Consider the following 25,186-nt stretch of genomic DNA (forward strand, 5'->3'; position numbering starts at 1 on the left):
GCCTCACGGGCCCTGGTCCCGCACCCACCCATGCAACGCCCGGCCGGATCTCCCGGCCGGGCGTTTCTGTCACCACAACGGTTGACATGAACGCAAGGACACAGGAAGCTCTTTCGCATCTGCGCAGAATCAGGGTCTATCAAGCATCTCCGATCATCCATCAAGCGCATACGAAGGCGGTACCTGCGGTGGAAAAACGAGTGCCGGCCATCCTCACGGTGTGCGCCCTCGGCGCCCTCGCCCTCACCTCCTGCGGCAGCGGCGGTGGCGGCGGCGGCACCGACGCCGACGGCAAGGTGACGCTCAAACTGGTCGCCGCCGACTACGGCGACAAGGAGTCCAACAGCTCGAAGGCCTACTGGAACGGCGTCGCCTCCGCCTTCACCGCCGCCAACCCCGACATCAGGGTCGATGTCCAGGTGGTGAACTGGAACGACATCGACCAGCAGGTCAAGACGATGATCCAGAGCGGCAACGTACCGGACGTCCTGCAGACCGGCGGCTACGCCGACAAGGTCGCCGACGACCTCCTCTACAAGGCGCAGGACGTCCTGTCGCCCGCCACCCGGAGCAACCTGATCGACAGCTTCGCCAAGGCCGGCGAGGTCAAGGGCGTGCAGTACGGCATACCGTTCGTCTCCTCCACCCGGCTCCTGTTCTACAACAAGGCGATCCTCCAGCAGGCCGGCATCACCCAACCCCCCACCACCTGGGAGGAGTTGCGCAAGGACGCCGAGCAGATCAAGGCCGCGGCGCCCGGCGTCACCCCGTACGCACTGCCGCTCGGCCCGGAGGAGGCCCAGGGCGAGAGCATGCTCTGGGAACTCGGCAACGGCGGCGGCCCCACCGACAAGGACGGCAGGTACACCCTCGACAGCCAGGCCGACATCGACACCTTCTCCTGGCTCAGGTCCAACCTCGTGGGCCCCGGCCTCACCTACCCCAACCCGGCCACCACCGACCGCAAGACCGCCTTCGCCGACTTCGCCGCGGGCAAGGCCGCCATGCTCAACGGCCACCCGTCACTGATCCGGATGGCCCAGGCGGGCAAGGTCGACTACGGCGTGGCCCCCGTCCCCGGCAAGGCGGGCCCGCTCACCACCACCCTCGGCGTCGCGGACTGGATGATGGCCTTCAAGAAGAACGGCCACCGCGAGCAGATCAGGAAGTTCCTCGACTTCGCGTACGCCGCGGACAACATGCTCCGGTTCGACGAGACCTACAACCTGATGCCGGTCACCCAGGACACGCTGCGCGCGATGACCACCGGCGGCAAGCACCCGGACCTCGAACCGTTCTTCGCCCCGCTGCCGCACGCCGCCTTCTACCCGCTGGGCGACACCAGTTGGGACATCGTCTCGGCCGAGCTCAAGAAGAGCATCGGCAGCGCCGTCTCCGGCGACCCGGCCAAGGTGCTCGGCGACCTGCAGAAGAAGGCCCAGGACGCCGTCGCCGACAAGTGACCCCGCGGAAGGCACCCCAGTGACCTCCAGTTCCCCCACCGCCGGGTCCCCCACGACCCCCGGCTCCCCCACCACCGGCTCCCCCAGCGGCCCCGGCGCCGCCGCCGGCTCCCCCGCACCGTCCGCGAGGCCGCCGTCCGCGGGCCCACCGCGCCGCCCCGCGCCGTCGGCCTCCCGCCCGGGCCGGCTCGGGCCACTGCCCTGGATCGCCCCGGCCGTCCTGCTGATCCTCGCCGTCGTCCTGTGGCCCGTCTACGAGATGGTCCGCACCTCCTTCCTGCGCATCAGCACCAGCGGCTTCGTCCGGGGCCCGGCCGGCCTGGACAAGTACCGCAAGCTCTTCGGCGAGGCCGACCTCGGCCACGTGCTGCTCGCCACCGTGGTCTGGACGGTCGTCGTGGTCGGCCTGACGATGCTGCTCTCGCTCGGCCTGGCCCAGCTCTTCAACCAGCGCTTCCCCGGCCGCCGGTACGCCCGCTGGGCCCTGATCGTCCCCTGGGCCGCGTCGGTGCTGATGACCGCCATCGGCTTCCGGTGGATGCTCGACCGCACCGCCGGCGTGCTCAACACCGCCATGACCGACCTCGGCCTGATCGACGGCCCCCGGGACTGGCTCGGCACCCCCGCGACGGCCTGGCCCTGGATGGTGTTCGTCGCGGTCTTCGTCTCGCTGCCGTTCACCACCTACACCCTGCTCGCCGGCCTGCAGACCGTCCCCGCCGACGTGTACGAGGCGGCCCGGACGGACGGCGCCTCGCCCTGGCAGACCTACCGGCGGATCACCCTGCCGCTGCTGCGCCCGGCCTTCCTGGTCGGCGTCGTCATCAACCTGATCAACGTCTTCAACTCCTTCCCCGTCATCTGGGCCATGACCCGGGGCGGCCCGAGCAGCGACACGGCCACCACCACGGTGTTCATGTACCAGGTGAAGAGCACCGATATCGGCGAGTCCGCGGCCGTCTCGGTGGTCAACTTCGCGCTGGTGGTGCTGATGGTCCTGGCCTTCCTCAAGGTCAGCCGCTGGAACGGGGAGGAGAGTTGAGGGCCCGGCGGGGCCGCCGCCCGATCCGGCCGCGCACCGTGGTGCTCGCCGGCGTCGCCTGGCTGCTGGCGGCGGTCTTCCTGCTCCCGTACCTGGAGATGGTCGTCACCGCGCTGCGCCCGGCCGACGAGCTGCGCGACGCGGGTTACCTGCCGCACCACTTCGCCTGGTCCAACTTCGTCGGCGTCTGGCGCGACTCCACCCTCGGCGGCAACCTGAGGGTCACCCTGCTGGTCGCCGGCGGGTCCACCGTGCTGGCGCTGCTGGTCGCCCTGCCCGCCGCGTACTGCACCGCCCGGGTCCGGTACCGGGGCCGTCGGCTCTTCCTGCTGCTCGTCCTGGTCACCCAGATGTTCCAGCCGACCTCGCTGCTGGTGGGCCTCTACCGCGAGTTCTACCGGCTCGTCATGCTCAACTCGGTCTGGACGCTGATCCTCTGCAACGCCGCCTTCAACCTGGCCTTCGCGATCTGGATCCTCACCGCCTACATCTCGGCCATCCCGGTGGAACTGGAGGAGGCCGCGCTGCTCGACGGCCTCGGCCGGCTCGGTGCCCTGCGCCGGGTGGTCCTGCCGCTGGCCATGCCCGGCGTGGTCACCGCGGTGATCTTCACCTTCATCTCGGCCTGGAACGAGTTCGTGATGGGCCTGACCCTGTCCACCGAGCCGGGGAGCCAGCCGCTCACCGTCGGGATCAACAGCTTCATCGGCAACTACACCGTCGAGTGGAACTACCTGTTCGCCGGGTCGGTCGTCGCGATCGTGCCGGTCGTGGTGCTGTTCGCCCTGATCGAGCGGCACGTGGTCTCGGGACTGACCGCCGGATCGGTCAAGTAGCCGACCGCACCCACGGGTTGAACCTCCGCCGCCTCTTCGAAGGAGCCCGCCGCATGGCCCCCGCCACGCCCGACCCCGTCGGTACCCCCACCTCCGGCGGCACCGCCGGCACGCCCTCCCTCACCGCCGCCGAGATCGCCTCGCAGCCCGACTGCTGGCGCCGCGCCGCCGACTCCCTGCCGCGGCACTCCCCCGCCCTGCCCCGCCGCGGCGAGCGGATCGCCGTCGTCGGCTGCGGCACCTCCTGGTTCATGGCCCAGGCCTACGCGGCCCTGCGCGAGGGCGGCGGCCACGGCGCCACGGACGCCTTCGCCGCCTCGGAGTTCCCGCCCGGGCGCGACTACGACCGGATCCTGGCCATCTGCCGCTCCGGCACCACCACCGAGGTGCTCGACCTGCTCGGCCGGGCCCGTACGGCCGGGGTGCCCACCAGCACCGTCACCGCCGATCCCGCCACCCCGGTCGCGGCGCTCGCCGACGCCGTCGCCGTCCTGGACTTCGCCGACGAGCGCTCCGTGGTGCAGACCCGCTTCGCCACCAGCGTGCTCGCCCTGCTGCGCGCCCACCTGGAAGCCGAGGGCGCGCTTCCGGCGGGAGTCCACCCGCTGTCCCGCGCGGTCCGGGACGCCGAACGGGCCGTCGCGGTGCCGCTGCCCGCCGAACTGCGCGAGGCCGGGCAGTTCACCTTCCTCGGGCGCGGCTGGACGTACGGGCTGGCGCTGGAGGCCGGGCTGAAACTGCGCGAGGCGGCGGGCGCCTGGACCGAGGCGTACCCGGCGATGGAGTACCGGCACGGGCCGATCAGCATCGCCGAACCGGGCCGGGTGGCCTGGGTGTTCGGCGCGCCGCCCGCCGGGCTCGCCGAGGACATCAGCCGGGCCGGCGCCCTCCTGGTCGCCGGATCCGGCGGCACGGACGGCGACCTGGACCCGCTGGCCGACCTCGTCCGGGCCCAGCGGCTGGCCGTCGCCGTGGCCGGGTCGCGGGGCTGCGACCCGGACCGGCCGCGCCACCTCACCCGCTCCGTCGTCCTCGGGGACCAGCACCGTCCCTGACCGGCACCGCGGCCGACCGGCACCGTGCCCCGTCACCACCGCGCCCGATCGCCCGCCCGGGCGCGCCCGGCAGGTCCCGACCGCCCACCTCTCCAACATCGAACGGAGACACCACCGTGCGCCTACTCCGGCCCCACCTCCGCCGGGCCGCCCTCACCGCGGCCCTGGCCGTCCTCCCCGCCCTGGCCGGGCCCGTCCTCCCCGCCCGGGCCGCGACCCCCGGCTCCGCCGTCCTCGACCAGGGCCACCAGAGCGTCACCTGGCAGAGCCCGCAGTACGCCAAGGGCACCCTCGGCGACCCCGGCAGCTGCCCCCCGGCCGCGCAGGACCCGGGCGGCACGGTCTGCGACCACTTCGACCTCACCGTGAACGTGCCGGCCGGCTACTGGGACGACAATCCGGAGGGCGGCGTCCCGGTGTCCGTCCGCTGGCAGAACCCCGCCGACGACTTCGACCTCTACATCTACGACGCCACCGGCAAGCAGGTGGCCAGCAGCGCGGGCACCGCCGACCCGGAGGCCACGGTGATCCCGAAGGCCTCGGGCACCTACCGCGTCCTGGTGGTCCCCTACGACGTCCACGGCGGCTCCTACACCGGCACCGCCTACCTGCCGCAGACCGCCGACGCCGGCGACCTGACCGCCTTCGGCGGCTCCCAGGGCAGCTACGACATCTCCGCGGGCACCCTGAAGGCCCGGGTCGACTTCCTCGCCGACGACCAGCTGCGCCTGCGCGCCGCCCCGGACGGCGTCCTCACCGATCCGGCGGGCAGCACGATCGTCCGCACGCAGCCCGAGCCGCAGCGCGACACCAGCACCTTCGACGCCGGCGCGTACTACGGCATCCGCTCCAAGGGCCTGGTCCTGCGGGTCTACAAGCACCCGCTGCGGTTCGGCCTGTACAAGGCGGACGACCGCACCGCCCTCTGGCAGGAGAGCGCCCCGCTGCGCTGGAGCACCGGCGGACTGCGGCAGAGCCTGGTGCGCGGCGCGGACGAGCAGTTCTTCGGCGGCGGCGAGCAGAACGGCTCCTTCTCGCACCGCGACCGGACCGTCCACGTCGCCAACAGCACCGACTGGAACGAGGGCGGCTGGAACAACTCCCAGCCGTTCTACGTCTCCTCCGCCGGCTACGGCGTCTTCCGCAACACCTTCACGCCCGGGATCTACGACTTCGGCTCGCCCGTCCGCACCGGGCAGCAGGAGCGCCGTCTGGACGCCTACTACTTCACCGGTGACGTCAAGGCGGTGATCGGCCGGTACACCGACCTGGTCGGCAAGCCCTTCATGCCGCCCGTCTACGGGCTGGAGCCCGGCGACTCCGACTGCTACCTGCACAACGCCAACCGCGGCGAGCGCCACACCCTGGACGCGCTGAAGGTCGCCGACGGCTACGTGGACAACCAGATGCCGCTGGGCTGGATGCTGGTCAACGACGGCTACGGCTGCGGCTACGAGAACCTGCCGCAGACCGGCACGGGCCTGCGCAAGGACCACGCCCAGCTCGGCCTGTGGACCCAGAACGGCCTGCCCAACCAGGCCGAGGAGGTCAAGGCCGGCGTGCGGGTGCGCAAGCTCGACGTGGCCTGGGTCGGCAACGGCTACGACTTCGCGCTGAACGCCTGCGACCAGGCCAAGGCCGGCATCGAGGACAACAGCGACGCCCGCGGCTTCGTCTGGCTGCCGGTCTCCTGGGCCGGAGCGCAGCGCTGCGGCGTGCTGTGGAGCGGTGACCAGAGCCTGTCCTGGGACTACATCCGCTGGCAGATCCCGACCTATGCCGGCGCCACCATGTCAGGCATCGCCTACAACACCGGCGACGTCGGCTCGATCTACCGCCGGGACCCCAAGATGTACGCCCGCGACCTGCAGTGGAAGGCCTTCCTCCCGGCGATCATGACCATGGACGGCTGGGCCCGGGACATGACGGGCAAGCAGCAGCGGGACCAGCAGCCCTGGCTCGACGGCGAGCCCTACACCTCGATCAACCGCAAGTACCTGCAGCTCAAGGAACGGCTGCTGCCGTACATGTACACCCTCTCCGCAGAGGCCACCCGCACCGGCGTCGGCGCGGTCCGCCCGCTGGCCCTGGAGTACCCGCACGACCCGAACGCCCTCGGCCCGAACGCGAAGTACGAGTTCCTGGCCGGTCCCGACTTCCTGGTCGCTCCGGTCTACTCGGACACCACCGTGCGCGACGGCATCTACCTGCCCGAGGGCACCTGGACCGACTACTGGACCGGTCGCACCTACCAGGGCCCGACCACGATCAACGGCTACTCCGCCCCGCTCGACACCCTGCCGCTGTTCGTCCGCGGCGGCGCGATCGTCCCGATGTGGCCCAAGGGCACGCTCTCCTGGGAGAACCGGGACCGCTCCGAGCTCGACTACGACCTCTACCCGCAGGCCACGGGCGACTCCTCCTACACCCTGTACGAGGACGACGGCGTCACCCGGCAGTTCACTGCCGGCTCCTCGGCCACCCAGCAGGTGGACGTGCACACCAACCGCGCCGTGACCAACGTCCGCATCGGCGCCAGCGAGGGCGACTACGCCGGCAAGCCGGCCCAGCGGTCGTACCGCCTCACCGTGCACGGCCGCCCCGCCCCGCGCCTGGTGGCCACCGACGCGGGCCTGCTCCCCCGGCTGGACTCGTCGGCCGCGCTCGACGCGGCCGGCTCGGGCTGGTACTACGACGCCGCGACCGGGGTGACGACGGTCCGGACGCCGTCCCTCCCCACCGGCAACGGCTTCTCGCTCAACCTGGTCCATGGCGGCAACTGACCGCCCGACAGCGAGGGGCTTCCACCCCCGTACGGCAAGGGGCCCGTACCGTGCGCGACGCACGGTACGGGCCCCTTTTCCTGCCGGGCGAAAGCCGGGGCAGAGGACTACAGCGGGCGAATGTTCTCGGCCTGCGGGCCCTTCTGGCCCTGCGTGACGTCGAACTCGACCTTCTGGCCCTCAACGAGCTCGCGGAAGCCCTGGGCAACGATGTTCGAGTAGTGGGCGAACACGTCCGCGCCGCCACCCTCCTGCGCGATGAAGCCGAAGCCCTTTTCCGCGTTGAACCACTTCACGGTGCCAGTAGCCATGAGAAATCTCCTTCGAGAGACTGTCCGAAGCCTGCACCATGCAGACTTTCGAGTCGCCGCGATGAGAACCCTCCGGGAAAGAGCCGGAAAACAAAAAATGCGCCTGCGAAGAGCAGGCGCACACAAAGTTCATGGGAACCACAACTGCAACTAAAACAACCGTAGCAGACATCGGGCCGCGACGGCGGATAACCACGCGAATATTTTCGCCTCACCCTCCCGGGCGCAACCCGTCACCCCCAGGGGGACGGCAACAACCGGCTGCCGCGGGGAGATTGAGGGCGCCATGGCCCGCCCCGGCCCGGTCGCGGCTTTCGCCACGCCCGGGGCGCGGGCCGCCCCGAGGATGACCGGCAACGGATTCACCCCCGCCGGGACGGCCCGTTCCCTCGATTTTCGGAGCATACTGACCAGGATGACGAAATCACCGGCAGTCCGACGCCCTCTGCCCACCAGTCCCTTCAAGCCCCGGCCCGAAGCACCGCCCAAACACTTCGCGGTCGGCGACCGCATCAGCCACGACAAGTACGGTCTCGGCCGCGTCATCGCGGTGGAGGACGGGGCCTACCCCGCGGTCCTCGTCGACTTCGGCACCCGACAGGAGCGGATCACCCCGCCGTACGCCGCCATGTACACCCTCTGACCGACACACCGGCGGCGATGCCGTCACCGCCCCGGGGTGCGGTCCGGACCCCGACGGCGCAGCCGACGGTGCCCGGTCTCCGGGCCGCCACTGTGCACACCGCAGGGGCCGATCCGCCGTGGCCGTGCCGGGACTCCGGCACGGCCCCGTACGCGCGCGCCCGCCGGCCCGCCCCCGCATCACCGTCGTCACCGACCGCATGCCGGTGACGACGGCCACCGGGTCGCCCCGGGCCGAACCCTCCTCCCTCCGCCGCGCCAGCACGGCACCGCTCCCGTTTTCACGCGCCCGGCGCGACACACTCGTCATCCCCCCTGCGGCCCGCGGTCGGCCTCGCCCCTCCTGCCGGCCGCTCGCCCATCCCCCGTCGCCGCCCCCGGGCCCGGGGGCGGCGACGGGCGTGCCATCGGTCGCCGACCCGCTCGCGACGGCCGGGGCTCGGTCCGGCGCCGGGCCGGCCGCCGCCGCTCGGGGCCGGTCAGCGGGCGAGTACCTGGCCGTCCTGGGGGCGGTGATCCCGGGAGCGGCGCAGGTCGACGGTGACGTAGGTGCGTTGCAGCCAGCGGTCCGCCCCGTCGTAGCGGGGCCGGAAGGCGGTCCGGCCGTGGACGGTGACGCGGTTGTCGATGACGACCAGGTCACCGGGGGCCAGGCGCAGGGTGCGGGCGGTCTCCTCGCATGCCCGGCCGAACTCGGCCAGCGCGGCGGTGGCCCGAGGGGTGAGCGGGGTGGTGACGAGCTGGGCCATGCGGATGTCGGGGTCCTCCGATGCGCCGAACAGCACCGGTCGGGGTTCGGCTCCGGCTCCGCTCGCGGCGTCCGGGCCGAAGGAGGGCGGTGGTGTGGTGATGAACTCCGGTGCGAACAGGGCCTCCCGGTCGGCCCGGGTGAGCAGCGGCAGCGCCTGGCGGATGCCGGCGACGCGCATCCCGGCGATCCGGTCGTGGTCGGCGCGCAGGCACAGGAAGACCACGTAGTCCGGCGGGTGGGGGTGGAAGCCGTTCTCGGTGTGGAAGGACAGCGGCACCGATCCGGCGTTGCCGTGGAAGGCCTCCTGCCCGGGCACGGGCACCACGTCCTGCACGAGAGCGCCGGACTTCTCGGCCAGGTAGGCGAGCGGCTCGCCGAGCCCGCAGGCCACCATGGTGAGCAGCGCGGCGGGGACGGTGGCCCGGCGCTGGACCGAGCCGGGCACGGCCGGTGTCGGGGGCAGGGCCGCCTCGTCGACGGGCAGGCCGCCGATCACCAGGGTGCCGTGCGGGCCGGAGCTCCTGCGGAACCGGCGCACCGCACGGCGCAGCGGCAGCGGGAGCTCGTCCCAGGCGTCCCGGGCCCGGGCCACCCACTCGGGGCTGTCAACCCGGTCGTGCCCGCCGGCGGACAGGGAGCGGGCCAGGCGCCGGCACGCGCCGGCGTCGGCCGGATCCAGGTTCCAGTCCGCGGCGAGGGCGGTGTGGTGCGGGGTGCCGGGCATCGGGTCTCCTGCCGGGAGTGCGGACGGTGGACGGCCGGGCTCACGAGTGGCGCAGGCCGGCCACGGCGTCCGCGATGTAGTGGTCCCCGAAGCGGATCAGGGGGGCGTACTGGGCCGCGCGGCGGTGGCGCATGAGCCGTAGTTCGGCGACGGCGTTGTCGGGGCCCTCGGGCCGCTGGGCGATGGAACGGCGCAGGTGCACCAGCGAGTACGCGAGGGTGACGTGCCGTTCGGCGTCCACGAGGTCGGCTTCCAGGAGCGCGCCCCGTGCCTCGGCCAACTCCGGGGCTCGGGCCGCCAGTTGATCGTAGGAGTCGGGGAGCGCCGACAACAGGTCCTTCATCGCCGTCCGGAACAGCCTGTACCCGCGGTGCTGGCGCCCGCTGAGCGGGATGTCCGTCGACGGCGGCTCCATGGTCCGGCGGATCGCCGCCATGTAGTAGTCGGCCGGGATCGTGCCGGCGTGGTTCATGGCCGCGGGGAAGCCGCGCACGTACTCCGTCGCGTCCGCCATCCGCCCCAGGGCGGCATCGCCGTCACCGTGCCGCAGGTGGCGGGTGGCGTCGGCCACGGCGACCGCGGCGCAGACGTTGAACAGGACATGGACCTGGTGCCCGACGAGCCACCGCGCGCTCCACGCGCTCTCCGGCGACGGCCGCGCACCGGGCTCGGGAACGACCACCGGCGGGACGGGCTCATGGTCGGCGCCGGGCGCCACGCCGGTGAGGTCGAGCACCGACCGCCGCATCCCGGCCACCTCCAGCGCCAGGTCGGCACCCGACAGCGGAGCCTCGCAGAGGTCCTCCAGCCCGCGGTGGACGACCAGCAGCCCGTGCAGGGCGGCCTGCTGGTCCGACAGCTCCACCTCACGGACCCGGAAGTACGACTGACTGGTCGACTCCGCCGGCACGTCCTCACCCGCCACGGCCGGAGCCAGAGCCGCCAGCGCGGCCACCGACTCGCCGGCTGCCGCGGCGGCCTGCCGCAGCGTGGCGGTCCGTTCGACGGGCCCGGCATGGGTAGCCACCCAGGCCAGCACCCGCGCGGCCCGCCGCGCCCCGGCGGCGACCCGCGCACCCAGCGCCGGGACGGGCCGCCCGCCTCGGGGCTCACGGAAGACAGCGACAGGAGGATGACCGGCGACCGGCGATAAGCCCATGGTGGAAATATTTCGCCAGGAACACGCCATACGAAACCCTGGTCGGCGACCCGGTTCCGGCCCCGGGGCGGCCGCAACCTGGTGGCGGCGTACCGCGCCAACACGCCCCTGATCGTCACATCCGGCCAGCAGCACCGGGAGCGATCCGGGGCAGCGTCCCGTCCCCGGCCGCATGGATGCCCACCGCGACCGGCGGGACCGACGGCCGCGAGTACGCCGGGGCGCTCTGGACCGGAAGGGCGGGCCGGCCGGCCGGCCGTGCGCCGGGAGGCAACCACGGGTGCGCGCACAGTCCACCACCCCACCCCGATCCGGACTAGTTTCGGCCTCCCGCGCAGGCCGGGCGACCCCACGCGATCGTCGCGGGGCACCGAACTCCGGCCGCGACCCCAACCAGACGAGGGCCGGCACAGCGATGACCGATCTCCGCGACGGGCAGCCGCCGCACAGCGCTCCGGACGACTTGTGGTGCCCCTTCCCCTCCCTGACGAACCCCCACGCCGAACAGGCCGACCGGCAGAGCCTGGCCTGGCTGGCGCGCCACCGGCTGCTGGACGGGCGCCTCCGGCAGTCCGACCGGATCGGGCGCCAGCGCAGCGGTCACCTGGCCGCACGGACCAACCCCGAGGTCTCCGCCGAGATGCTGCGCCTGCTGTCCGACTGGTACGTCTGGCTCTTCGCCTTCGACGACGGGTACTGCGAGGACCGCGAACACGGCCACCGCCCCGGGCCGTTGGCCCGCACGACCGCTCTCCTCGCCCGGGTGATCGACCCCGAGCCGCCCGGCGAGGAGGTCTTCGACGGCCGGCTGTCCGGACCGGCCGGCACCTACGCGACGGCCCTCCGGGAGATCCGGGACCGGGTCGCCGCACAGGCCTCACCGTCACAGCTGTTCCGGTGGGAGTGCACGGTCCGCGAGTACCTCTCCGCGCAGGTGTGGGAGGCCGCCAACCGCGAGGCGGGCACGGTGCCGGGCCTGTCCGAGTACGTGGCCATGCGCAGGCACGCCGGAGCCACGTACACCTGCCTCGCCCTGGTCGACGTCGCGGCCGGCCTCGAAGTCCCGGCCGAGGAGGCGGACGGCCCTTCGCTGCGCAGGCTCAGGGACCTCACGGCGAACCTGGTGAGCTGGGACAACGACCTGTACTCCCACGCCAAGGAGACCGCGGGCGGCCAGGGCCGCCACAACCTGGTCGAGGTCCTGGCCCGCCACCACCGCTGTTCTCCGGCCGAGGCCCGACGGTCGGCCGTCGCCATGCGTGACGCCGAGATGCGCGCGTTCATCGGGCTGAGCCGAACCGTCCACGCGAACGGCGGCGACGCGGCCTCCGCGTACGCCCGGAGCCTGGGGCTGTGGCTGCGCGGACACATCGACTGGTCCCGCGGCAGCTCCCGGTTCGACGTGCCCGCCCCCACGGCGAGGCCCTGATGCGCGAGGACGACGCCCCGCCCGTCGCGGTGCCGTGCGCGCCCGGCCGCCTGCCCCTGCTCGGACACCTGCTCCCACTGCTGACCGACCCCCTGCCCTTCCTCCAGTCGCTGGCCGACCACGGCCCGGTGGTGCGGATCCACCTGTGGCGCAGGCCGGTTCACGTCCTCACCGAACCGGAGCTGGTGCACCGGCTGCTCGTCGAGGACGCCGCGAGGACCGAGAAGGGCTTCGTCTTCGACAAGGCCCGCGGCGTGCTGGGCAACGGTTTGTTCATCTCCGAGGGCGCGTTCCACCTCCGCCAGCGGCGCCTGGTCCAGCCCGCTTTCCACCGCGACGGCATCCGCCGGTACGCCGCCCTGACCGCGCGACTGGCCGCGGCCGCGGTGTCCCGCTGGGAACCCGGGCGGGCGGCGCCGATCGAGCACCGGATGCACGATCTCGCCCGGGACATCGTGGTCGAGGCGCTGTTCGCCGCCCGCCTGAGCGACGCCCAGAAGGCCCGGATCGACCGGGCCGTGCCCGTGGTCCTCACCGGATTCGTCCAGCGGGCGCTCTACCCGTCGCCGCTGCTGGAGAAGCTGCCCGTACCGGCCAACCGGCGCTTCGACACCGCGGTCCGGGACCTGCGCACCGTCGTGGACGAGATCGTCGCCCGGGCCGCCCTCCGGCATCAGGGCCGGGAGGACACGCTGCTGTCGCTGCTGCTGACCACCCGCGACGAGGAGACCGGACTCGCCATGGCACCGGTCCAGGTCCGGGACGAGGCGGTCTCGCTGCTCCTGGCCGGCACCGAGACGACCGCCACCACGCTCGCCTGGCTCTTCCACGAACTCGCCCGGCACCAGGACCTGCAGGACGAGCTCAGCGAGGAGGTGCGCGCCGTCGCCGGGGACGGCGCCGTATCCCTGGAGGACCTGCCGCGCCTGGAACGCACCGGGCACGCGATCAGCGAGACCCTCCGGCTCCACACCCCCAACTGGATCCTGATGCGCCGGGCGGTGGCGCCGCTCCACTGCGGCGGCGCCCTCCTGGCCCCGGGGGCAGAGATCCTCTTCAGCCCGGCCGCACTGCACCGCTCCCCGCAACTCCACCCCGACCCGTTGCGATTCGATCCCGAGCGCTGGCGCCGCCCCGGAAACCCTGCCCGCCCCGGGTTGTTCATCCCCTTCGGCGCCGGCCGCCACAAGTGCGTCGGCGAGTCCTTCGCCCGGGCCGAGATGCTCGTCATCGCCGCCACCGTCCTCGCCCGCCTGCGGCTCCGGCCGGCGACGGCCGGCTCCCTCCGGGAGAGCGCCACGGCCGCGACCGTCCGCCCGCGCGGCCCGTTGCTCGTCGCCGAACCGCGGTGAGCGGCCGGGCGCGGCGAAGTCGTCACCCCGCCGCGTGTCGACCGCGACAAATGTTTATTGTTCAACTATAGTCAGGGATGCCGACCCGGCAATCCGACCGCACGAGGAGGAACCATGGAGCAGTCCGTCACCGACAACACCGAGAAGTCCCGGTTCGAGATCCAGGACGACGGCGAACTCGCCGGCTTCGCCGAGTACCACCGCTCCGGCAACGAGATCGCCTTCATCCACACCGAGATCGACCCCCGCTTCGAAGGCCGCGGCCTCGGCAGCCGGCTGGCCCGCGCCGCCCTGGACGCCGCACGCGACCAGCAGCTCGCCGTCCTCCCCTACTGCCCCTTCATCCGCGGCTGGATCACCAAGCACCCCGAGTACGCCGACCTCGTCCCCACCACCCACCGCGCCCGCTTCGGCCTCTGACCCCCGAAGGCGAAGGCGCCGGGCGGTCGGCGGAGCGGCGCCACCGCCCGCCCGGGGCAACGGCCCGTCCCCGGCGGACAGTCCGCCACTGGGGTGCCGTCCCCGGGCCGGGCGGCGGATCCGTCGCGCGGCCCCGCCCGGGAGCGGGGAACCCCGGGCCGCCGCGGCGCCGCGCCGAACCGCCCCGCCGCCCGGCTGCGGACCTATGCTGATCCGGTGTCCTCGTCCGCGCGGGATCCCGCCCCCACGACGTACTCCCATGCGACTCTGCCCGGGGCACTGCCGGTGCTCGGGCACCTGCCCGCGCTGGTGCGGGATCCGACGGGGTTCCTGGGGCGGCTGTCCCGGTACGGCGACCTGGTGGAGGTCCGGCTGGGACCGAACCGGATGGTGGTGCCCTGCCACCCGGAACTGCTGCGGCAGGTCTACGCGGACGACCGGACCTTCGACAAGGACGGAGCGATCCACCGGCGCTTCCGTCGGGTCCTCGGCAACGGGCTGGCCACCTGTGCGCACGCCGACCACCGACGCCAACGGCGGCTGCTGCAACCGGAGTTCCGGCCCGAGCGGCTGGCCGGGTACGCCGCCGTGATGACCCGCGAGGCGGCGCAGCTGGCCGCCTCCTGGCGGGACGGCGAGGTGGTCGAGGTCTTCCCGGCGTGCTACCGGTTCACCCTGCGGGTGGTGGCGCGCAGCCTGTTGGGCACCGAGGCGCCGGACGCGCTGGCCGATCGTCTGCAGCACGCCTTCGAGACCGCGTTGGCCGGCGCGTTGCGGCGGGTGCTGATGCTGCCCGCGGGCCCCGGCTACCACGCGGCGGTGCGCACCCTGCGGCGGACGGTCGCCGAGCTCGTACGCGACCGCCGGGCCGACAATACCGGGCACACCGATCTGCTGGCCGGCCTGCTGGCGGCCCGGGACGAGGACGGCTCCACGCTCTCCGACGCCGAGCTGCACGACCAGGTGGTCACGCTGCTCCTGGCCGGATCGGAGACCACCGCCTCCCAACTCTCGTGGACGCTACGGCTGCTGACGATGCATCCGCAGGTGCTGTCCGCCCTGCAGGCGGAACTCGACGCGGTGCTGCCGGGCGGCCGCCCGGCCGAGTGGGCCGACCTGCCGTTCCTGCCCCGTACGGCCCGGGTGTTGACCGAGGCGCTGCGTCTCCATCCCCCCGGCTGGGTGCTGTTGCGCACCTGCACCCGCGAGACCGATCTGGGTGGGCGCATCCTGCCGCGCGGCAGCCAGGTGCTGCTCAGCTCCTACGTGGCCCACCACAACCCGTCGATCTTCGCGGAACCCGCCCGTTTCGATCCGGACCGCTGGCTGCCCGAGCGGGCCGCCGCTCTGCCGCGCTGGGGCTTCGCCGGTTTCGCCAACGGGCCGCGACAGTGCGTCGGCGCCGACTACGCACGCGCCGAGGCGGCGATCGCGCTGGCCACCGTGCTGGGCCGCTGGCAGCCGGTCGCGGCGCCCGGGCCGGCCGACGCCCGCCCCGTGCGGCTGGCCACGGTGCTGCGGCCGCACCGGCTGCGGCTGCGCATGCTCAGCCGATAGTCGGTAGCCAGTAGCCGGTAGCCGACGGCGGCAGTCAGGGGCGGTCCCGCTCCCCCGGCAGCGTTCCGTACGGGTTCTCGACCCGTGAACAGCGGGCCGTCAACCCGCGCCCACCACCCACTCGATCAGGTTGCGTTCACCGGCGACGCGGGACAGCGACCGGTGGAGTACGGAAGTCTCAGGGCTCCCCTGCCCGGGGCACGCCGCGCGGCGACGGCCGGCCGTGGCGGCCCGAGACCGGATTGGTGGCATGACCGTTCAGGACACTCCGAGTACCGGGACCGCCCGGCGCGGCGAATTCGCCGAGCTGTACCGGCGCGTGGCCGAGGCCGGTCTGCTGCGTCGGCGCCCGCTCTACTACGCGTGCCGGAGCGCGGGGCTGTTCGCCGCGCTGGCGGGGCTGCTCGCCTGGTTCGTCGCGCTCGGCGCGAGCTGGTGGCAGCTCGGCCTCGCACCGCTGTTCGCCCTCGCACTGGGCCAGTTGGCGCTGCTCGGCCATGACGTCGCGCACCGCGCGGTGTTCGCCGACCGCCGGACGACCGACCTGGTGGGCATCGTGCTGGGGAACCTGGTGGTCGGCATGAGCTACGGCTGGTGGGTCGACGACCACAACCGGCACCACGCCCACCCGAACCACGAGGGCCGCGACCCGGCCGCCGACGCCATCCTCTTCGCCAGAACCGCCGAACAGGCCGACCGGGCAAGGGGGTTGCGACGCCTGATGGCCCGGTACCAGGCGGAGCTGTTCTTCCCGCTGCTCTCCCTCCAGGCGCTCGGCCTGCTCGTCGCCACCGGCCTGACCCTCACCCGCGGCACCGTCCGACACCCCGTCCTGGAACGCACCCTCGCCGCACTGCACTACGTCCTCGCGGCGGCCCTGACCGTCCTCGTGCTCGCTCCGCTCCAGGCGCTCGCCTTCACCGCGCTGTTCGGGGCACTGCTCGGCGTCTACCTGGGCTGCATCTTCGCCCCCAACCACAAGGGCATGCCGTTGACCGGCCCCGGCGCGCAGCGCACCGACTTCCTCCGGCGGCAGGTGCTGCCCTCCCGCAATCTGCGGGCCGGCCGGTTCGTCCACTTCCTCTTCGGCGGCCTCGGCCACCAGATCGAGCACCACCTCTTCCCGGCCATGCCGGTGCCGGCGCTGCTCCCGGCCTCGCGCATCGTGCGCGCGTACTGCGCGGAGATCGGCGTGCCGTACGCCGAGGCGGGCCTGACCGCCTGCTTCCGGGAGATCCTCCGGGACCTGCGCGCGGTCGGCCGGTCCGTCCCGGCCCGGCCCGAGGCCGTGGCGGCGGAGGCCGCCCGGTGAGCGGGGTCCTGCCCGGGCGGGCGGCGCCCGCCACGGACGGCCCGGCTCCCGACGGCGGGCCGCTGCGGGTGGTGATCGTCGCCGAGTCCTTCGCCCCGCAGCTCAACGGCGTGGCCCACAGCGTGCTCCGCACCGCCGAGCACCTCCTCGCCCGGGGGCACGTCCCGCTGGTGGTGGCACCGGCGGCGCAGCGGCGCGAGCACGAGGACTGCGGGGCGACGTACGGCTACCGGGTGGTCCGCGTCCCGTCGGTCCCGCTGCCCGGCTACCCCGAGGTGCGGATCGCCCTCCCCGGGCGCCGGGTGGCCGACGCCGTCGAACGGCACCGCCCGCACGTGGTCCACCTGGCGAGCCCGTTCGCGCTCGGGGCCGCCGGCGCGGCAGCGGCCAGGCGCGCGGGCGTCCCCGCCGTCGCCGTCTACCAGACCGACCTCGCCGCCTACGCCCGGACCTACCTGCCCTTCGCGGGCGCGGCCGGAGCCCGGCTGGCCTGGCGCCGGCTGCGGCACATCCACACGGCGGCCGCGCGGACCCTGGCGCCGTCCCGGGCCTCGTTCGACCTCCTGGCGGCCCACGGGATCCCCCGGGTCCACCTGTGGCCGCGCGGCGTCGACTGCGTGCGCTTCCACCCCGGCCACCGGGACGAGGCCCTGCGCCGCCACCTCGGCCGGCCCGGTGACGTGCTGGTCGGCTACGTCGGGCGGCTGGCACCGGAGAAGCAGGTCGAGCGGCTGGCCGAGGCGTCCCGGCTCCCGGGCGTACGGCTGGTGGTGGTCGGGGACGGCCCGTGCCGCGCCCGGCTGGGCGCCACACTGCCCGACGCACTCTTCCTGGGCCGCCGCACCGGGCACGAACTCGCCCGGCTCTACGCCTCGTTCGACGTGTTCGCCCACCCCGGGCCGTTCGAGACCTTCGGCCAGACCCTCCAGGAGGCGATGGCCAGCGGTCTGCCCGTCGTCGCCCCGGCGGCCGGCGGACCGCTCGACATCGTCCTCCCCGGACGCACCGGCTTCCTCGTGCCGCCCGGCGCGGCCGGTGGCTTCCGGGAGGCGGTAGAGCGGCTCGCCCGCGACGCGGAACTGCGCCGAACGCTCGGCCGGGCCGGCCGGGCATCGGTGGCGGAACGCAGCTGGGAGGCGGTCGGCGACCGGCTCCTCGACCACTACCGGCTCGCGGTGGCGGAGTCCTCCGCGGCACGGCGCGCGTGAGAGCGGGGAGCGAACCGTCATGAGCCGACCGCTCGCCGCCGAGTACGTACCCGGCGCCCGCCCGGACGCCGGGACCGCCGTGTTCCTGCATGGGCTGGGCGGCTGGACCCACAACTGGGCCGCCCTGATCGAGCACCTCCGGCCGTCGGTGCACTGCCTGGCCCTCGACCTCCCGGGCTTCGGCCGCTCCGCTCCCCCGCCCGACGGCCTCGTCACCGTCCGGCGCCAGGCCGCGGCCGTCGCCCGCCACCTCGACCGCACCGGGCACCGCCGCGTCCACCTGGTCGGCAACTCCCTCGGCGGCCTGACCGCCCTCCACCTCGCCGCCCACCGCCCGGAGCTGGTCTCCACCCTGACCCTGGTCTCGCCGGTCCTGCCCGCCCTCCCGCCGCCGCAGGCCCTGCGGATCTCCCTGCTGGGCCTGCCGGGCGCTCACCGCCTGTACGCCCGGCTGCTGTCGGCCCGGAGCCCCGACCGGCAGCTCGACGACCTCTACGGCCTGATCTACGCCGACCCGTCCCGCGTCGACGCCGAACAGCGGGCGACGGAGGCGCGCGAACGCCTGCGCCGCGCCGAACTCCCTTACGCCCAGCAAATGTTGGCTCAGGGCGTGCGCGCCGTCGTCCGATCCCACCTGCGCCCCGCCGGCGAGGCCTCGGCCTGGCAGCAGGCCCACCGGGTCACCGCCCCCACCCTGCTCGTCTACGGCCGCGAGGACCGCCTCGTCCCCTTCCGGTCGGCGGCCCGGGCCTACGCCGCCTTCCGCGACGCCCGGCTCCTCACCCTGCCCGGCGTCGGCCACGTCGCCATGCAGGAACACCCCGGCGCGGTGGCCACGGCCTTCCGCGCCCTGCTCGCGGAGTCCCGTCGCACGCCCGGCGGGTGAACCGCGCGCCGCCCGGCGGCGGCCGCCCTCGGCCCCGCACCCGTTACCGCACCCATTACCGTGTCCGTCACCGCCCGCCCCGGCCCCGGAACCTGAAGCCGCACCCCGTACGGGTACGTCCCGTAGCCTTTGCCTTCCACCGCGGGGACCCGCGGTGTCCGAAGCGGAGGGTCACATGAACTCGCTTTTGTCGAAGGCCCGTTGGTTAGGCTCCCTGGCGGCGGGCGCGGCACTGCTGCTCGCCGGGTCCGGCTCCGCCGGCGCCGTCACCGGCACGTCCGGCGGGCCGGTCCCGGGTGTCCCGCGGACCGTCGAGCTGGATTCGTCACCCGCCTCGGTGACGGTCGGCCCGGACGGGCGCAAGGCGTACGTCGCGGTGAAGGACAGCATCAACGGCGCCAAGGTGAAGGTGGTCGACACCCAGAGCGGGGCGATCACCGCGGTGGTCACGCTGTCCACCGGGCTCGGGGCCGGTCCGGGACCGCTGGCCGTCAGCCCCGACGGCTCGCGGGTCTACGTGCTGTTCTCGACCGCCCGCAAGGCACCGCTGTCCAGCCTGGCCTCCATCGACACGGCCACCGATACGGTCGTCTCCAGCACGGAGGCACCGGACCAGCCGCGGCCCGACGGAACCCTCCCCGGGGCGCTCACCTCGCTGGCGGTCAGCGCGGACGGCGCCAGGGTCTACGTCGGCCAGGACGGACCGGCCCGCTACCACCGCCCGGCCGAGCCGAGCGCCCGGGTCCTGTCCTTCTCCCCGCAGCAGGGATTCACCGCCGCCGTGCCGGTCCCCGGCCGCTACCTGGGCTCGATCGTCACGCCTCCGGCCGATGACGCGGTGTACGCCGCCACCGACGAGAACCTGGTCCGCCTGGACACCGGCACCGGGACCCCGACCGTCGCCGGCGCCATCGCCGCCCCGATCGGCTCCGTCCCCAGCCTGGCCCTCTCCCCGGACGGCACCCGGCTCTACGGCGTGGGGAACAGCGGCACCGGCTACGCCGTCGACCTCGCCACGGACGCCCTGTCCACCCTGGACATCGCCCCGGGCCAGTGGCTGCAGAACCCGTCGGTGGGCGCGGACGGCACCCGGCTGTACCTGGTCCAGCAGGACCTCACCAGCAGCGACGGCAAGGCCTCGGTCCTCGTCCTGGACACCGCGACCAACACCCTCGTCCCGGCCGAGGGCATCACCGGCCTCAACTGGGTGACCGGCCTGGCCCTCGGACCCGACGCCCACACCTTCTACCTCACCGTCAACTCCAGTCTGCAGATCGTCGGCTACTGACCGAACCCGCCCACCGCGCCCAGCACCACCCCGCAGCGACGGCGGGGCGGAGGTCCGGATACCCGGCCCCGCCCCGCCGTCGCCTTTGCGCGGAGCGGTCCGAGGGCGACATGAGCCGCCGGGCATCACTCGGCGCCTCCGGCCGCCGGCATCCCGCGCTCAACATATGACGCAACACATGTGTCGTGTAACATGTTTTCCATGAACACTGCAGCGAAGAATCCGACCCTCGTCTTCATCCCCTGCTTCTCCGGCGCCCCGTGGAGTGCCGAACAGCTCGCCCCCTACGGCGAGACCCCCAAGCGCACGCTGCGCCTGCCCGAAGGCGTCGACAGCATCGAGCGCTACGCCGACCACGTCGAGAACGCGATCGCCGACCTCGACAACTACGTGCTGGTCGGCGACTCGTTCGGCGCGAACATCGCGCTCGCCCTCGCCACCCGCCGCCCGCGGGGCCTGCGGGCCCTGGTCGTGTCCGGCGGATTCGCGGCCAACCCGATCGACTCGAAGCCCATGAAGGCACTGGGCCAGGTGATGGGCAAGGCTCCCGGCCCGTTCTACCGGCAGCTGACGCTGCGGTTCCACGCCCACCGCCTCGCCTCCCCGTTCGACGGCGAGGGCCAGGTGCCCTGGAGCGAGGCGCGCAGCCGCGAACTGTTCCTCGCCAACACCCCGGCCGCTTCCTTCGGTGCGCGCGTGTCGGCGGTCTTCGCGGCCGACTACGTCGACGTGCTCGACCGGGTCCAGGTCCCGACCCTGATCCTGACCCCCTCGCACGACGTGCTGATCGGCGAGAACGCCTCGAAGGTCATGCTCGCGGGCATCCCCGACGCCCGGGAGGTCGTGCTGCCGCGCACCGGCCACATGTTCCGCTTCTCGCACCCGGTAACCTACGCCGCCGCGGTCGAGAACTTCCTCGCCGCCCCGTAGACCACCCGGAAGGACATCGATGCGCAAGGCCGAGCACCTGCGGTTCGCGATCCTGGCAGCCCAGCGCGAAGGCAACCGGCTGCTGATCCAGGCCCTCAAACCCCACGGCATCACCCCCTCGCAGGCCGAGGTGCTGCGCCTGCTCCAGCAGCACGGCACCCTGAGCCTCAACGGGCTCGGACAGCTCCTGGTCTGCGAGAGCGGCACCAACCCCAGCCGGCTGGTCGAACGCGTCGTCGCGGCCGGACTGGTCGAGCGCCGCACCGACGCCGAGGACCGCCGCTACCTCCAGCTCAGCCTCACCCCCGAGGGCGAGCGCCTGGCCACCGCGGTCGCCGGGATCGAAGAGTTCCTCTACGCCTCGATGGACGCCGCCTGCGAGGGCCTGGACACCGACGCGATGCTCGCCTTCCTGCACAACTTCATCGACCCCCTCCCCTCGGGCGAGGCCCTCAACAAACGCCTCGGCCTCGACCGGGGAGCACGCGGAACCGTGGGCGACAGGCCCTCCGGGTGAGGCCCTGCCGCCGGCGACGGCCGGCGACGGCCCGGGACGCCGCCGGATCGGGTACGGGGCCGCCGCCCCACCAATGAATCGACGCCGACCCGGCGAGGCACCCGGACCGGACAGTCCGGAGCCCGCGGGACCGCACGCCTTCTCAGGTGAGCGACAGGAGCATGACCGGTACCCCACTGGGGTGCGTCGAACCCCCGGCGGGCTCCACGGTGACGCCGACACCCGTCGCCCCGCCCAGTGGCCCGGACAGCACCAGCCCGCCGTCCCCACGGGACAGCAGCCCGGCCGATCGCATCGTTCCGGAGTCGTTGAACCACAGTTGGTACGTGGTGCCCTCGGCCGGGGTGGGCATGCCGGAAGCGAGGAAGGCGGCCTGACCGCGGTCGTGCGACCACACCACCGTCCCCACGCCGGTTCCGCCCGACGCGGTTCCGGTGGCCGTGCGGGCGTCGGGCGCCGTCAGCAGACCCGTCAGCCGGTCCGCCTGCTGCTGGACAGCGGCCGCCCGGGCACGCGCGTCGCCGGCCTGCCGGTACTGCTGGACGGCGAGGCCACCGGAGCCGACCGCGACGGCGAGGCAGGCGGCCAGCGCGAACTTCGTCCACCCGCCCGCCCTCCGGCCGGACCGGAGGCCCGCGCCGGGCACAGCGGCGGTCCGGGGCGCCTCCTGCCGCACGCCGGGCAGCGCGGCGATCACCCGGGCTTTGAGGGCCTCGGGCGGCACGACGGCCTGCGCGGCCCCGAGCCTGGCCAGGGTCGCGGCGAACTCGGCCACCTCCTGGGCGCAGGCCGGGCAGTCGGCCATGTGGCCTTCGAACTCCGCGCTTTCGGCGGGGGAGAGGGCGTGGACGGCGTAGGCGCCGGTCAGGGTGTGCAGGTCGGCGGCGGTCATGCTCCCACCCCCAGGCAGTCGCGCAGACGGATCAGTCCGTCGCGCACACGGGTCTTGATCGTGCCCAGCGGTGCGCCGACCACCTCGGCGACCTGGGGGTAGGTGTAACCGCGGTAGTACGCCAGTGTCAACGATTCCCGCTGCAGTTCGGTGAGCGTCCTCATGCAGCGCCTGACCTGCTCGCGCTCCAGTCTGCCCTCGACCTGTTCGGCGACTTCGTCGAACGCCGGGGTGTGGGAGGCTGCCGCGACGCGCTGGTCGCGGTCGGAGGCGGCCTGCGCCGAGCGGACCCGGTCCACCGCGCGCCGGTGCGCGATGGTCAGCACCCACGGCATCACCTCACCGCGCTCGGCCCGATAGCGGGCGGCGGTGCGCCACACCTCCAGCAACACCTCCTGGGCGACCTCCTCGGACTGCGCGGGATCGCGCAGAACCCTGCGCACCAGCCCCAGCACCGGACCGGCCACCACGTCGTACAGCCGGGAGAACGCGTCCTGGTCCCCGCGCGCGACGCGGGCGAGGAGTTCCGTCAGGTCCGGTACCGGCCGTCCGGGACCGGACAGGTGGACGACGGCGCTCATCCGTCCGTTCCTTCGCACTGGGCGGGCTTCGAGCCCGATCGGCGGACGGCAGACATCGAGGGCCTCCTCATGGTCCCGGCGGGACGGCGGTGCGGTCTCGGCCGGGCGGACGGTGCGGAACTCACATCCGCCCTTCGGAGCGGGCCCGCGCCCGGATTGGCCGCACCGCCTGCCGGTACGCCCGGTCACCGGCTCCGGAGGACACGCGGATCCTGCGGACCGGCCCTCGGAGCCGGGCCGTGCCTGCTGCGCCCACCGTCAATGCCGGCTGCCGCCCCACCCGTCCGGGTGAGTCCGGCGCGGCGACCCATCCGCGGCCCCGGGCGCCTCGAACCCTCGGCGTGAGCAAGAATCCATCCGACGCTTCCGGGCTCCTCCGCGGCCGCCCCGACCGCCTCCGCCGCGTCGGCGTCGCAGCGGCGACCGGGTTGGCGGCCGCCTCGGCCGCACTCGGTGCGGGAGACCTGGCCGCCGCCTTCACCGGGCCCGACACCGCGCCGGTCGTCGCGGTGGGCTCCGCGGCCGTCGACCTGTCGCCGACCCCGCTCAAGGAATACGCCGTCCGCACCTTCGGCGTGTACGACAAGACGGTGCTGCTCGGCGGAATCCACCTGACGGCGGCCCTGCTCGCCGCCGGTGCCGGATGGCTGTCCGCTCGCCGCCCGAAGACCGCAGCGGGCGTCTTCGCGGCCTTCGGCGTGCTGGGTGCCCGGGCCGCGCTCTCCCGGCCGGGAGCGGGCGCGGCGGACGTCGTACCGGCCCTCGTGGCAGGCGTCGTCGGCGCGGCCACCGTCCTCGCCCTCGCACGCATGACGAGGTCGGCCGCACAGCCGGTGAACACGGTCCTCACAATCGGACGTCCCACCGACGAGAGCGCCCGCCCGGAGCGGCGCACCGGGCCCGAAGGCACCACCCGCCGGGCCGTTCTCGCCGTCACCGGCGGGACGATCGCCGTCGGCGCGGTCGCGGTCACGGGAGGCAGGATCCTGACGGACCGCCTCTTCGACGTCGGCGCCGTCCGCGCGTCCGTTCGCATCCCGCCCGCCGTGGAACCGCTGCCGCCCCTGCCGCCCCCGGTCCGTCCGAAGGTCGCGGGCCTGCCCCCGTTCGTCACCTCGAACACGGATTTCTACCGGGTGGACACCGCGCTCGCACTCCCCCGTATCGACCCGCGGCGCTGGGCCCTGCGCATCCGGGGCATGGTCGACCACCCGCTGTTGCTGACCTTCGACGACCTGCTGCACGAACCCCTGGAGGAAATGGACCACACGCTGTCCTGCGTCTCCAACGAGGTGGGCGGCCCCTACGTCGGCACCACCCGCTGGCTCGGCGCTTCCCTCCCCGCCCTGCTGCGCCGTGCCGGCGTGCACCGCGGCGCGGACCAGCTGGTCGGCCGCTCACAGGACGGCATGACCATCGGCACGCCGCTGGAGCCGGTGCTCGACGGACGGCGCGCACTGCTGGCGGTCGCGATGAACGGCGAGGCCCTGCCCGTCGCCCACGGTTTCCCCTGCCGCAGCGTCGTCCCCGGCTTCTACGGCTACGCCTCCGCCACCAAATGGCTCGTCGACCTGGACGTCACCACCTTCGCCGCATTCGATCCGTACTGGGTGCGCCGGGGCTGGGACCGCACCGGTGCGGTGCGCACCGCCTCGCGCATCGACGTCCCGGCCCCGTTCGCCCGCGTACCCGCCGGGGACGTCACGGTCGCCGGCACCGCGTGGGCGACCCACCGCGGCATCGCCGCGGTCGAGGTCCGGATCGACGGCGGTGCCTGGCAGCAGGCGATGCTCGCCGCCGACGCCGGAACGGACCTGTGGCGGCAGTGGACCCACACCTGGCCCGGGGCCGCGCCCGGCACCCACCGGATCGAGGTCCGGGCGACCGATGCGACCGGCGCCGTCCAGACCGGGGACCGGGCCGCCCCCTACCCGTCCGGCGCCACCGGCTGGCACAGCACCGTCGTCACCGTCACCTGAGAGCCCCGGCCGACCCGCCCGGCCTCCACCGGGCCACCTTCACGTACCCGGCACTGTCCGGGGCGGTCC

Annotated in this window: 22 protein-coding genes; 17 read left to right on the forward strand and 5 right to left on the reverse strand. The window is 73.8% G+C overall.

Annotation, left to right across the window (positions count from 1 at the left end; all coding sequences use genetic code 11):
* The first annotated feature begins 200 nt into the window (after positions 1-200).
* The 5 genes from ACFVVA_RS34085 to ACFVVA_RS34105 all read left to right on the forward strand — a co-directional run bounded on the left by ACFVVA_RS34085 (position 201) and on the right by ACFVVA_RS34105 (position 7,179).
* Positions 201-1,463, forward strand: a complete 1,263-nt coding sequence (locus tag ACFVVA_RS34085) for an extracellular solute-binding protein (protein ID WP_387694612.1) — start codon at positions 201-203, stop codon at positions 1,461-1,463.
* A 19-nt stretch (positions 1,464-1,482) separates the two neighbouring features.
* Entirely contained in the window at positions 1,483-2,505 is a 1,023-nt protein-coding gene (locus tag ACFVVA_RS34090) for a carbohydrate ABC transporter permease (RefSeq protein ID WP_387694613.1), read from the forward strand.
* Positions 2,502-3,341, forward strand: a complete 840-nt coding sequence (locus ACFVVA_RS34095) for a carbohydrate ABC transporter permease (protein WP_387694614.1) — start codon at positions 2,502-2,504, stop codon at positions 3,339-3,341. Before ACFVVA_RS34090 ends, ACFVVA_RS34095 begins: the two co-directional genes overlap by 4 nt.
* A 53-nt stretch (positions 3,342-3,394) precedes the next feature.
* Complete coding sequence (locus ACFVVA_RS34100; RefSeq protein ID WP_387694615.1) at positions 3,395-4,396, forward strand: SIS domain-containing protein; 1,002 nt, start codon at positions 3,395-3,397, stop codon at positions 4,394-4,396.
* A 116-nt stretch (positions 4,397-4,512) separates the two neighbouring features.
* The gene (locus ACFVVA_RS34105) at positions 4,513-7,179 is read left to right on the forward strand and encodes a TIM-barrel domain-containing protein (RefSeq protein ID WP_387694616.1); all 2,667 of its coding nucleotides are present in this window, start codon (positions 4,513-4,515) and stop codon (positions 7,177-7,179) included.
* Positions 7,180-7,286: 107 nt separating this feature from the next.
* On the opposite strand, the gene ACFVVA_RS34110 is transcribed toward ACFVVA_RS34105, so the two are convergent.
* Positions 7,287-7,490 (reverse strand): cold-shock protein, encoded by a 204-nt coding sequence (locus ACFVVA_RS34110; protein ID WP_359907422.1) that lies wholly within the window; start codon positions 7,488-7,490, stop codon positions 7,287-7,289.
* Positions 7,491-7,905: 415 nt separating this feature from the next.
* Between ACFVVA_RS34110 and ACFVVA_RS34115 the strand changes: the two genes are divergently transcribed.
* Positions 7,906-8,133 (forward strand): hypothetical protein, encoded by a 228-nt coding sequence (locus tag ACFVVA_RS34115; RefSeq protein ID WP_359907425.1) that lies wholly within the window; start codon positions 7,906-7,908, stop codon positions 8,131-8,133.
* A 478-nt stretch (positions 8,134-8,611) separates the two neighbouring features.
* Here the strand turns inward: ACFVVA_RS34115 and ACFVVA_RS34120 are convergent, their stop codons facing one another.
* The gene (locus ACFVVA_RS34120) at positions 8,612-9,607 is read right to left on the reverse strand and encodes a TauD/TfdA family dioxygenase (RefSeq protein ID WP_387694617.1); all 996 of its coding nucleotides are present in this window, start codon (positions 9,605-9,607) and stop codon (positions 8,612-8,614) included.
* 40 nt (positions 9,608-9,647) lie between these two features.
* Entirely contained in the window at positions 9,648-10,634 is a 987-nt protein-coding gene (locus ACFVVA_RS34125; RefSeq protein ID WP_387694618.1) for a hypothetical protein, read from the reverse strand.
* 547 nt (positions 10,635-11,181) lie between these two features.
* Here ACFVVA_RS34125 and ACFVVA_RS34130 point away from each other — a divergent pair.
* The 10 genes from ACFVVA_RS34130 to ACFVVA_RS34175 all read left to right on the forward strand — a co-directional run bounded on the left by ACFVVA_RS34130 (position 11,182) and on the right by ACFVVA_RS34175 (position 21,665).
* Entirely contained in the window at positions 11,182-12,195 is a 1,014-nt protein-coding gene (locus ACFVVA_RS34130) for a hypothetical protein (protein ID WP_387694619.1), read from the forward strand.
* Positions 12,195-13,547 (forward strand): cytochrome P450, encoded by a 1,353-nt coding sequence (locus ACFVVA_RS34135; protein WP_387694620.1) that lies wholly within the window; start codon positions 12,195-12,197, stop codon positions 13,545-13,547. The genes ACFVVA_RS34130 and ACFVVA_RS34135 overlap by 1 nt, the downstream gene beginning before the upstream one ends.
* Before the next feature lie 114 nt (positions 13,548-13,661).
* Positions 13,662-13,967: a GNAT family N-acetyltransferase gene (locus ACFVVA_RS34140; protein WP_387694621.1), complete on the forward strand. Its 306-nt coding sequence runs from the start codon at positions 13,662-13,664 to the stop codon at positions 13,965-13,967.
* Between the two features lie 216 nt (positions 13,968-14,183).
* The gene (locus ACFVVA_RS34145) at positions 14,184-15,524 is read left to right on the forward strand and encodes a cytochrome P450 (RefSeq protein ID WP_387694622.1); all 1,341 of its coding nucleotides are present in this window, start codon (positions 14,184-14,186) and stop codon (positions 15,522-15,524) included.
* Positions 15,525-15,774: 250 nt separating this feature from the next.
* Positions 15,775-16,836, forward strand: a complete 1,062-nt coding sequence (locus ACFVVA_RS34150; protein WP_387694623.1) for a fatty acid desaturase family protein — start codon at positions 15,775-15,777, stop codon at positions 16,834-16,836.
* A 62-nt stretch (positions 16,837-16,898) separates the two neighbouring features.
* Positions 16,899-18,044 (forward strand): glycosyltransferase family 4 protein, encoded by a 1,146-nt coding sequence (locus tag ACFVVA_RS34155; protein ID WP_387694664.1) that lies wholly within the window; start codon positions 16,899-16,901, stop codon positions 18,042-18,044.
* A 19-nt stretch (positions 18,045-18,063) separates the two neighbouring features.
* Entirely contained in the window at positions 18,064-18,930 is an 867-nt protein-coding gene (locus ACFVVA_RS34160; protein ID WP_387694624.1) for an alpha/beta fold hydrolase, read from the forward strand.
* A gap of 175 nt (positions 18,931-19,105) precedes the next feature.
* Positions 19,106-20,218 carry a hypothetical protein gene (locus ACFVVA_RS34165; protein ID WP_387694625.1) on the forward strand — a complete coding sequence of 371 codons (1,113 nt, stop codon included), beginning with the start codon at positions 19,106-19,108 and terminating at the stop codon, positions 20,216-20,218.
* Positions 20,219-20,419: 201 nt separating this feature from the next.
* On the forward strand, positions 20,420-21,148 hold the full coding sequence (locus ACFVVA_RS34170; RefSeq protein ID WP_387694626.1) for an alpha/beta fold hydrolase: 729 nt from the start codon (positions 20,420-20,422) through the stop codon (positions 21,146-21,148).
* A gap of 19 nt (positions 21,149-21,167) precedes the next feature.
* Positions 21,168-21,665 carry a MarR family winged helix-turn-helix transcriptional regulator gene (locus ACFVVA_RS34175; RefSeq protein ID WP_387694627.1) on the forward strand — a complete coding sequence of 166 codons (498 nt, stop codon included), beginning with the start codon at positions 21,168-21,170 and terminating at the stop codon, positions 21,663-21,665.
* Positions 21,666-21,807: 142 nt separating this feature from the next.
* Here ACFVVA_RS34175 and ACFVVA_RS34180 read toward each other — a convergent pair whose 3' ends face one another.
* Complete coding sequence (locus ACFVVA_RS34180; RefSeq protein ID WP_387694628.1) at positions 21,808-22,557, reverse strand: anti-sigma factor domain-containing protein; 750 nt, start codon at positions 22,555-22,557, stop codon at positions 21,808-21,810.
* Entirely contained in the window at positions 22,554-23,138 is a 585-nt protein-coding gene (locus ACFVVA_RS34185; RefSeq protein WP_387694629.1) for a sigma-70 family RNA polymerase sigma factor, read from the reverse strand. Before ACFVVA_RS34185 ends, ACFVVA_RS34180 begins: the two co-directional genes overlap by 4 nt.
* A 341-nt stretch (positions 23,139-23,479) precedes the next feature.
* On the opposite strand from ACFVVA_RS34185, the gene ACFVVA_RS34190 reads away from it, so the two are divergent.
* On the forward strand, positions 23,480-25,117 hold the full coding sequence (locus tag ACFVVA_RS34190; RefSeq protein WP_387694630.1) for a molybdopterin-dependent oxidoreductase: 1,638 nt from the start codon (positions 23,480-23,482) through the stop codon (positions 25,115-25,117).
* Positions 25,118-25,186: the final 69 nt, after the last annotated feature.

Source organism: Kitasatospora sp. NPDC058048 (assembly GCF_042885555.1).
Classification (GTDB): domain Bacteria; phylum Actinomycetota; class Actinomycetes; order Streptomycetales; family Streptomycetaceae; genus Kitasatospora; species Kitasatospora lactacystinica.

What these genes read in the sequence shown, in the direction of transcription:
- ACFVVA_RS34135 (WP_387694620.1), top strand. Translation starts at nt 12,195, where the DNA reads ATGCGCGAGGACGACGCCCCGCCCGTCGCGGTGCCGTGCGCGCCCGGC.
- ACFVVA_RS34120 (WP_387694617.1), bottom strand. Translation starts at nt 9,607, where the DNA reads ATGCCCGGCACCCCGCACCACACCGCCCTCGCCGCGGACTGGAACCTG.
- ACFVVA_RS34140 (WP_387694621.1), top strand. Translation starts at nt 13,662, where the DNA reads ATGGAGCAGTCCGTCACCGACAACACCGAGAAGTCCCGGTTCGAGATC.
- ACFVVA_RS34170 (WP_387694626.1), top strand. Translation starts at nt 20,420, where the DNA reads ATGAACACTGCAGCGAAGAATCCGACCCTCGTCTTCATCCCCTGCTTC.
- ACFVVA_RS34115 (WP_359907425.1), top strand. Translation starts at nt 7,906, where the DNA reads ATGACGAAATCACCGGCAGTCCGACGCCCTCTGCCCACCAGTCCCTTC.
- ACFVVA_RS34100 (WP_387694615.1), top strand. Translation starts at nt 3,395, where the DNA reads ATGGCCCCCGCCACGCCCGACCCCGTCGGTACCCCCACCTCCGGCGGC.
- ACFVVA_RS34150 (WP_387694623.1), top strand. Translation starts at nt 15,775, where the DNA reads ATGACCGTTCAGGACACTCCGAGTACCGGGACCGCCCGGCGCGGCGAA.
- ACFVVA_RS34165 (WP_387694625.1), top strand. Translation starts at nt 19,106, where the DNA reads ATGAACTCGCTTTTGTCGAAGGCCCGTTGGTTAGGCTCCCTGGCGGCG.
- ACFVVA_RS34175 (WP_387694627.1), top strand. Translation starts at nt 21,168, where the DNA reads ATGCGCAAGGCCGAGCACCTGCGGTTCGCGATCCTGGCAGCCCAGCGC.
- ACFVVA_RS34185 (WP_387694629.1), bottom strand. Translation starts at nt 23,138, where the DNA reads ATGAGCGCCGTCGTCCACCTGTCCGGTCCCGGACGGCCGGTACCGGAC.
- ACFVVA_RS34160 (WP_387694624.1), top strand. Translation starts at nt 18,064, where the DNA reads ATGAGCCGACCGCTCGCCGCCGAGTACGTACCCGGCGCCCGCCCGGAC.
- ACFVVA_RS34110 (WP_359907422.1), bottom strand. Translation starts at nt 7,490, where the DNA reads ATGGCTACTGGCACCGTGAAGTGGTTCAACGCGGAAAAGGGCTTCGGC.
- ACFVVA_RS34180 (WP_387694628.1), bottom strand. Translation starts at nt 22,557, where the DNA reads ATGACCGCCGCCGACCTGCACACCCTGACCGGCGCCTACGCCGTCCAC.
- ACFVVA_RS34130 (WP_387694619.1), top strand. Translation starts at nt 11,182, where the DNA reads ATGACCGATCTCCGCGACGGGCAGCCGCCGCACAGCGCTCCGGACGAC.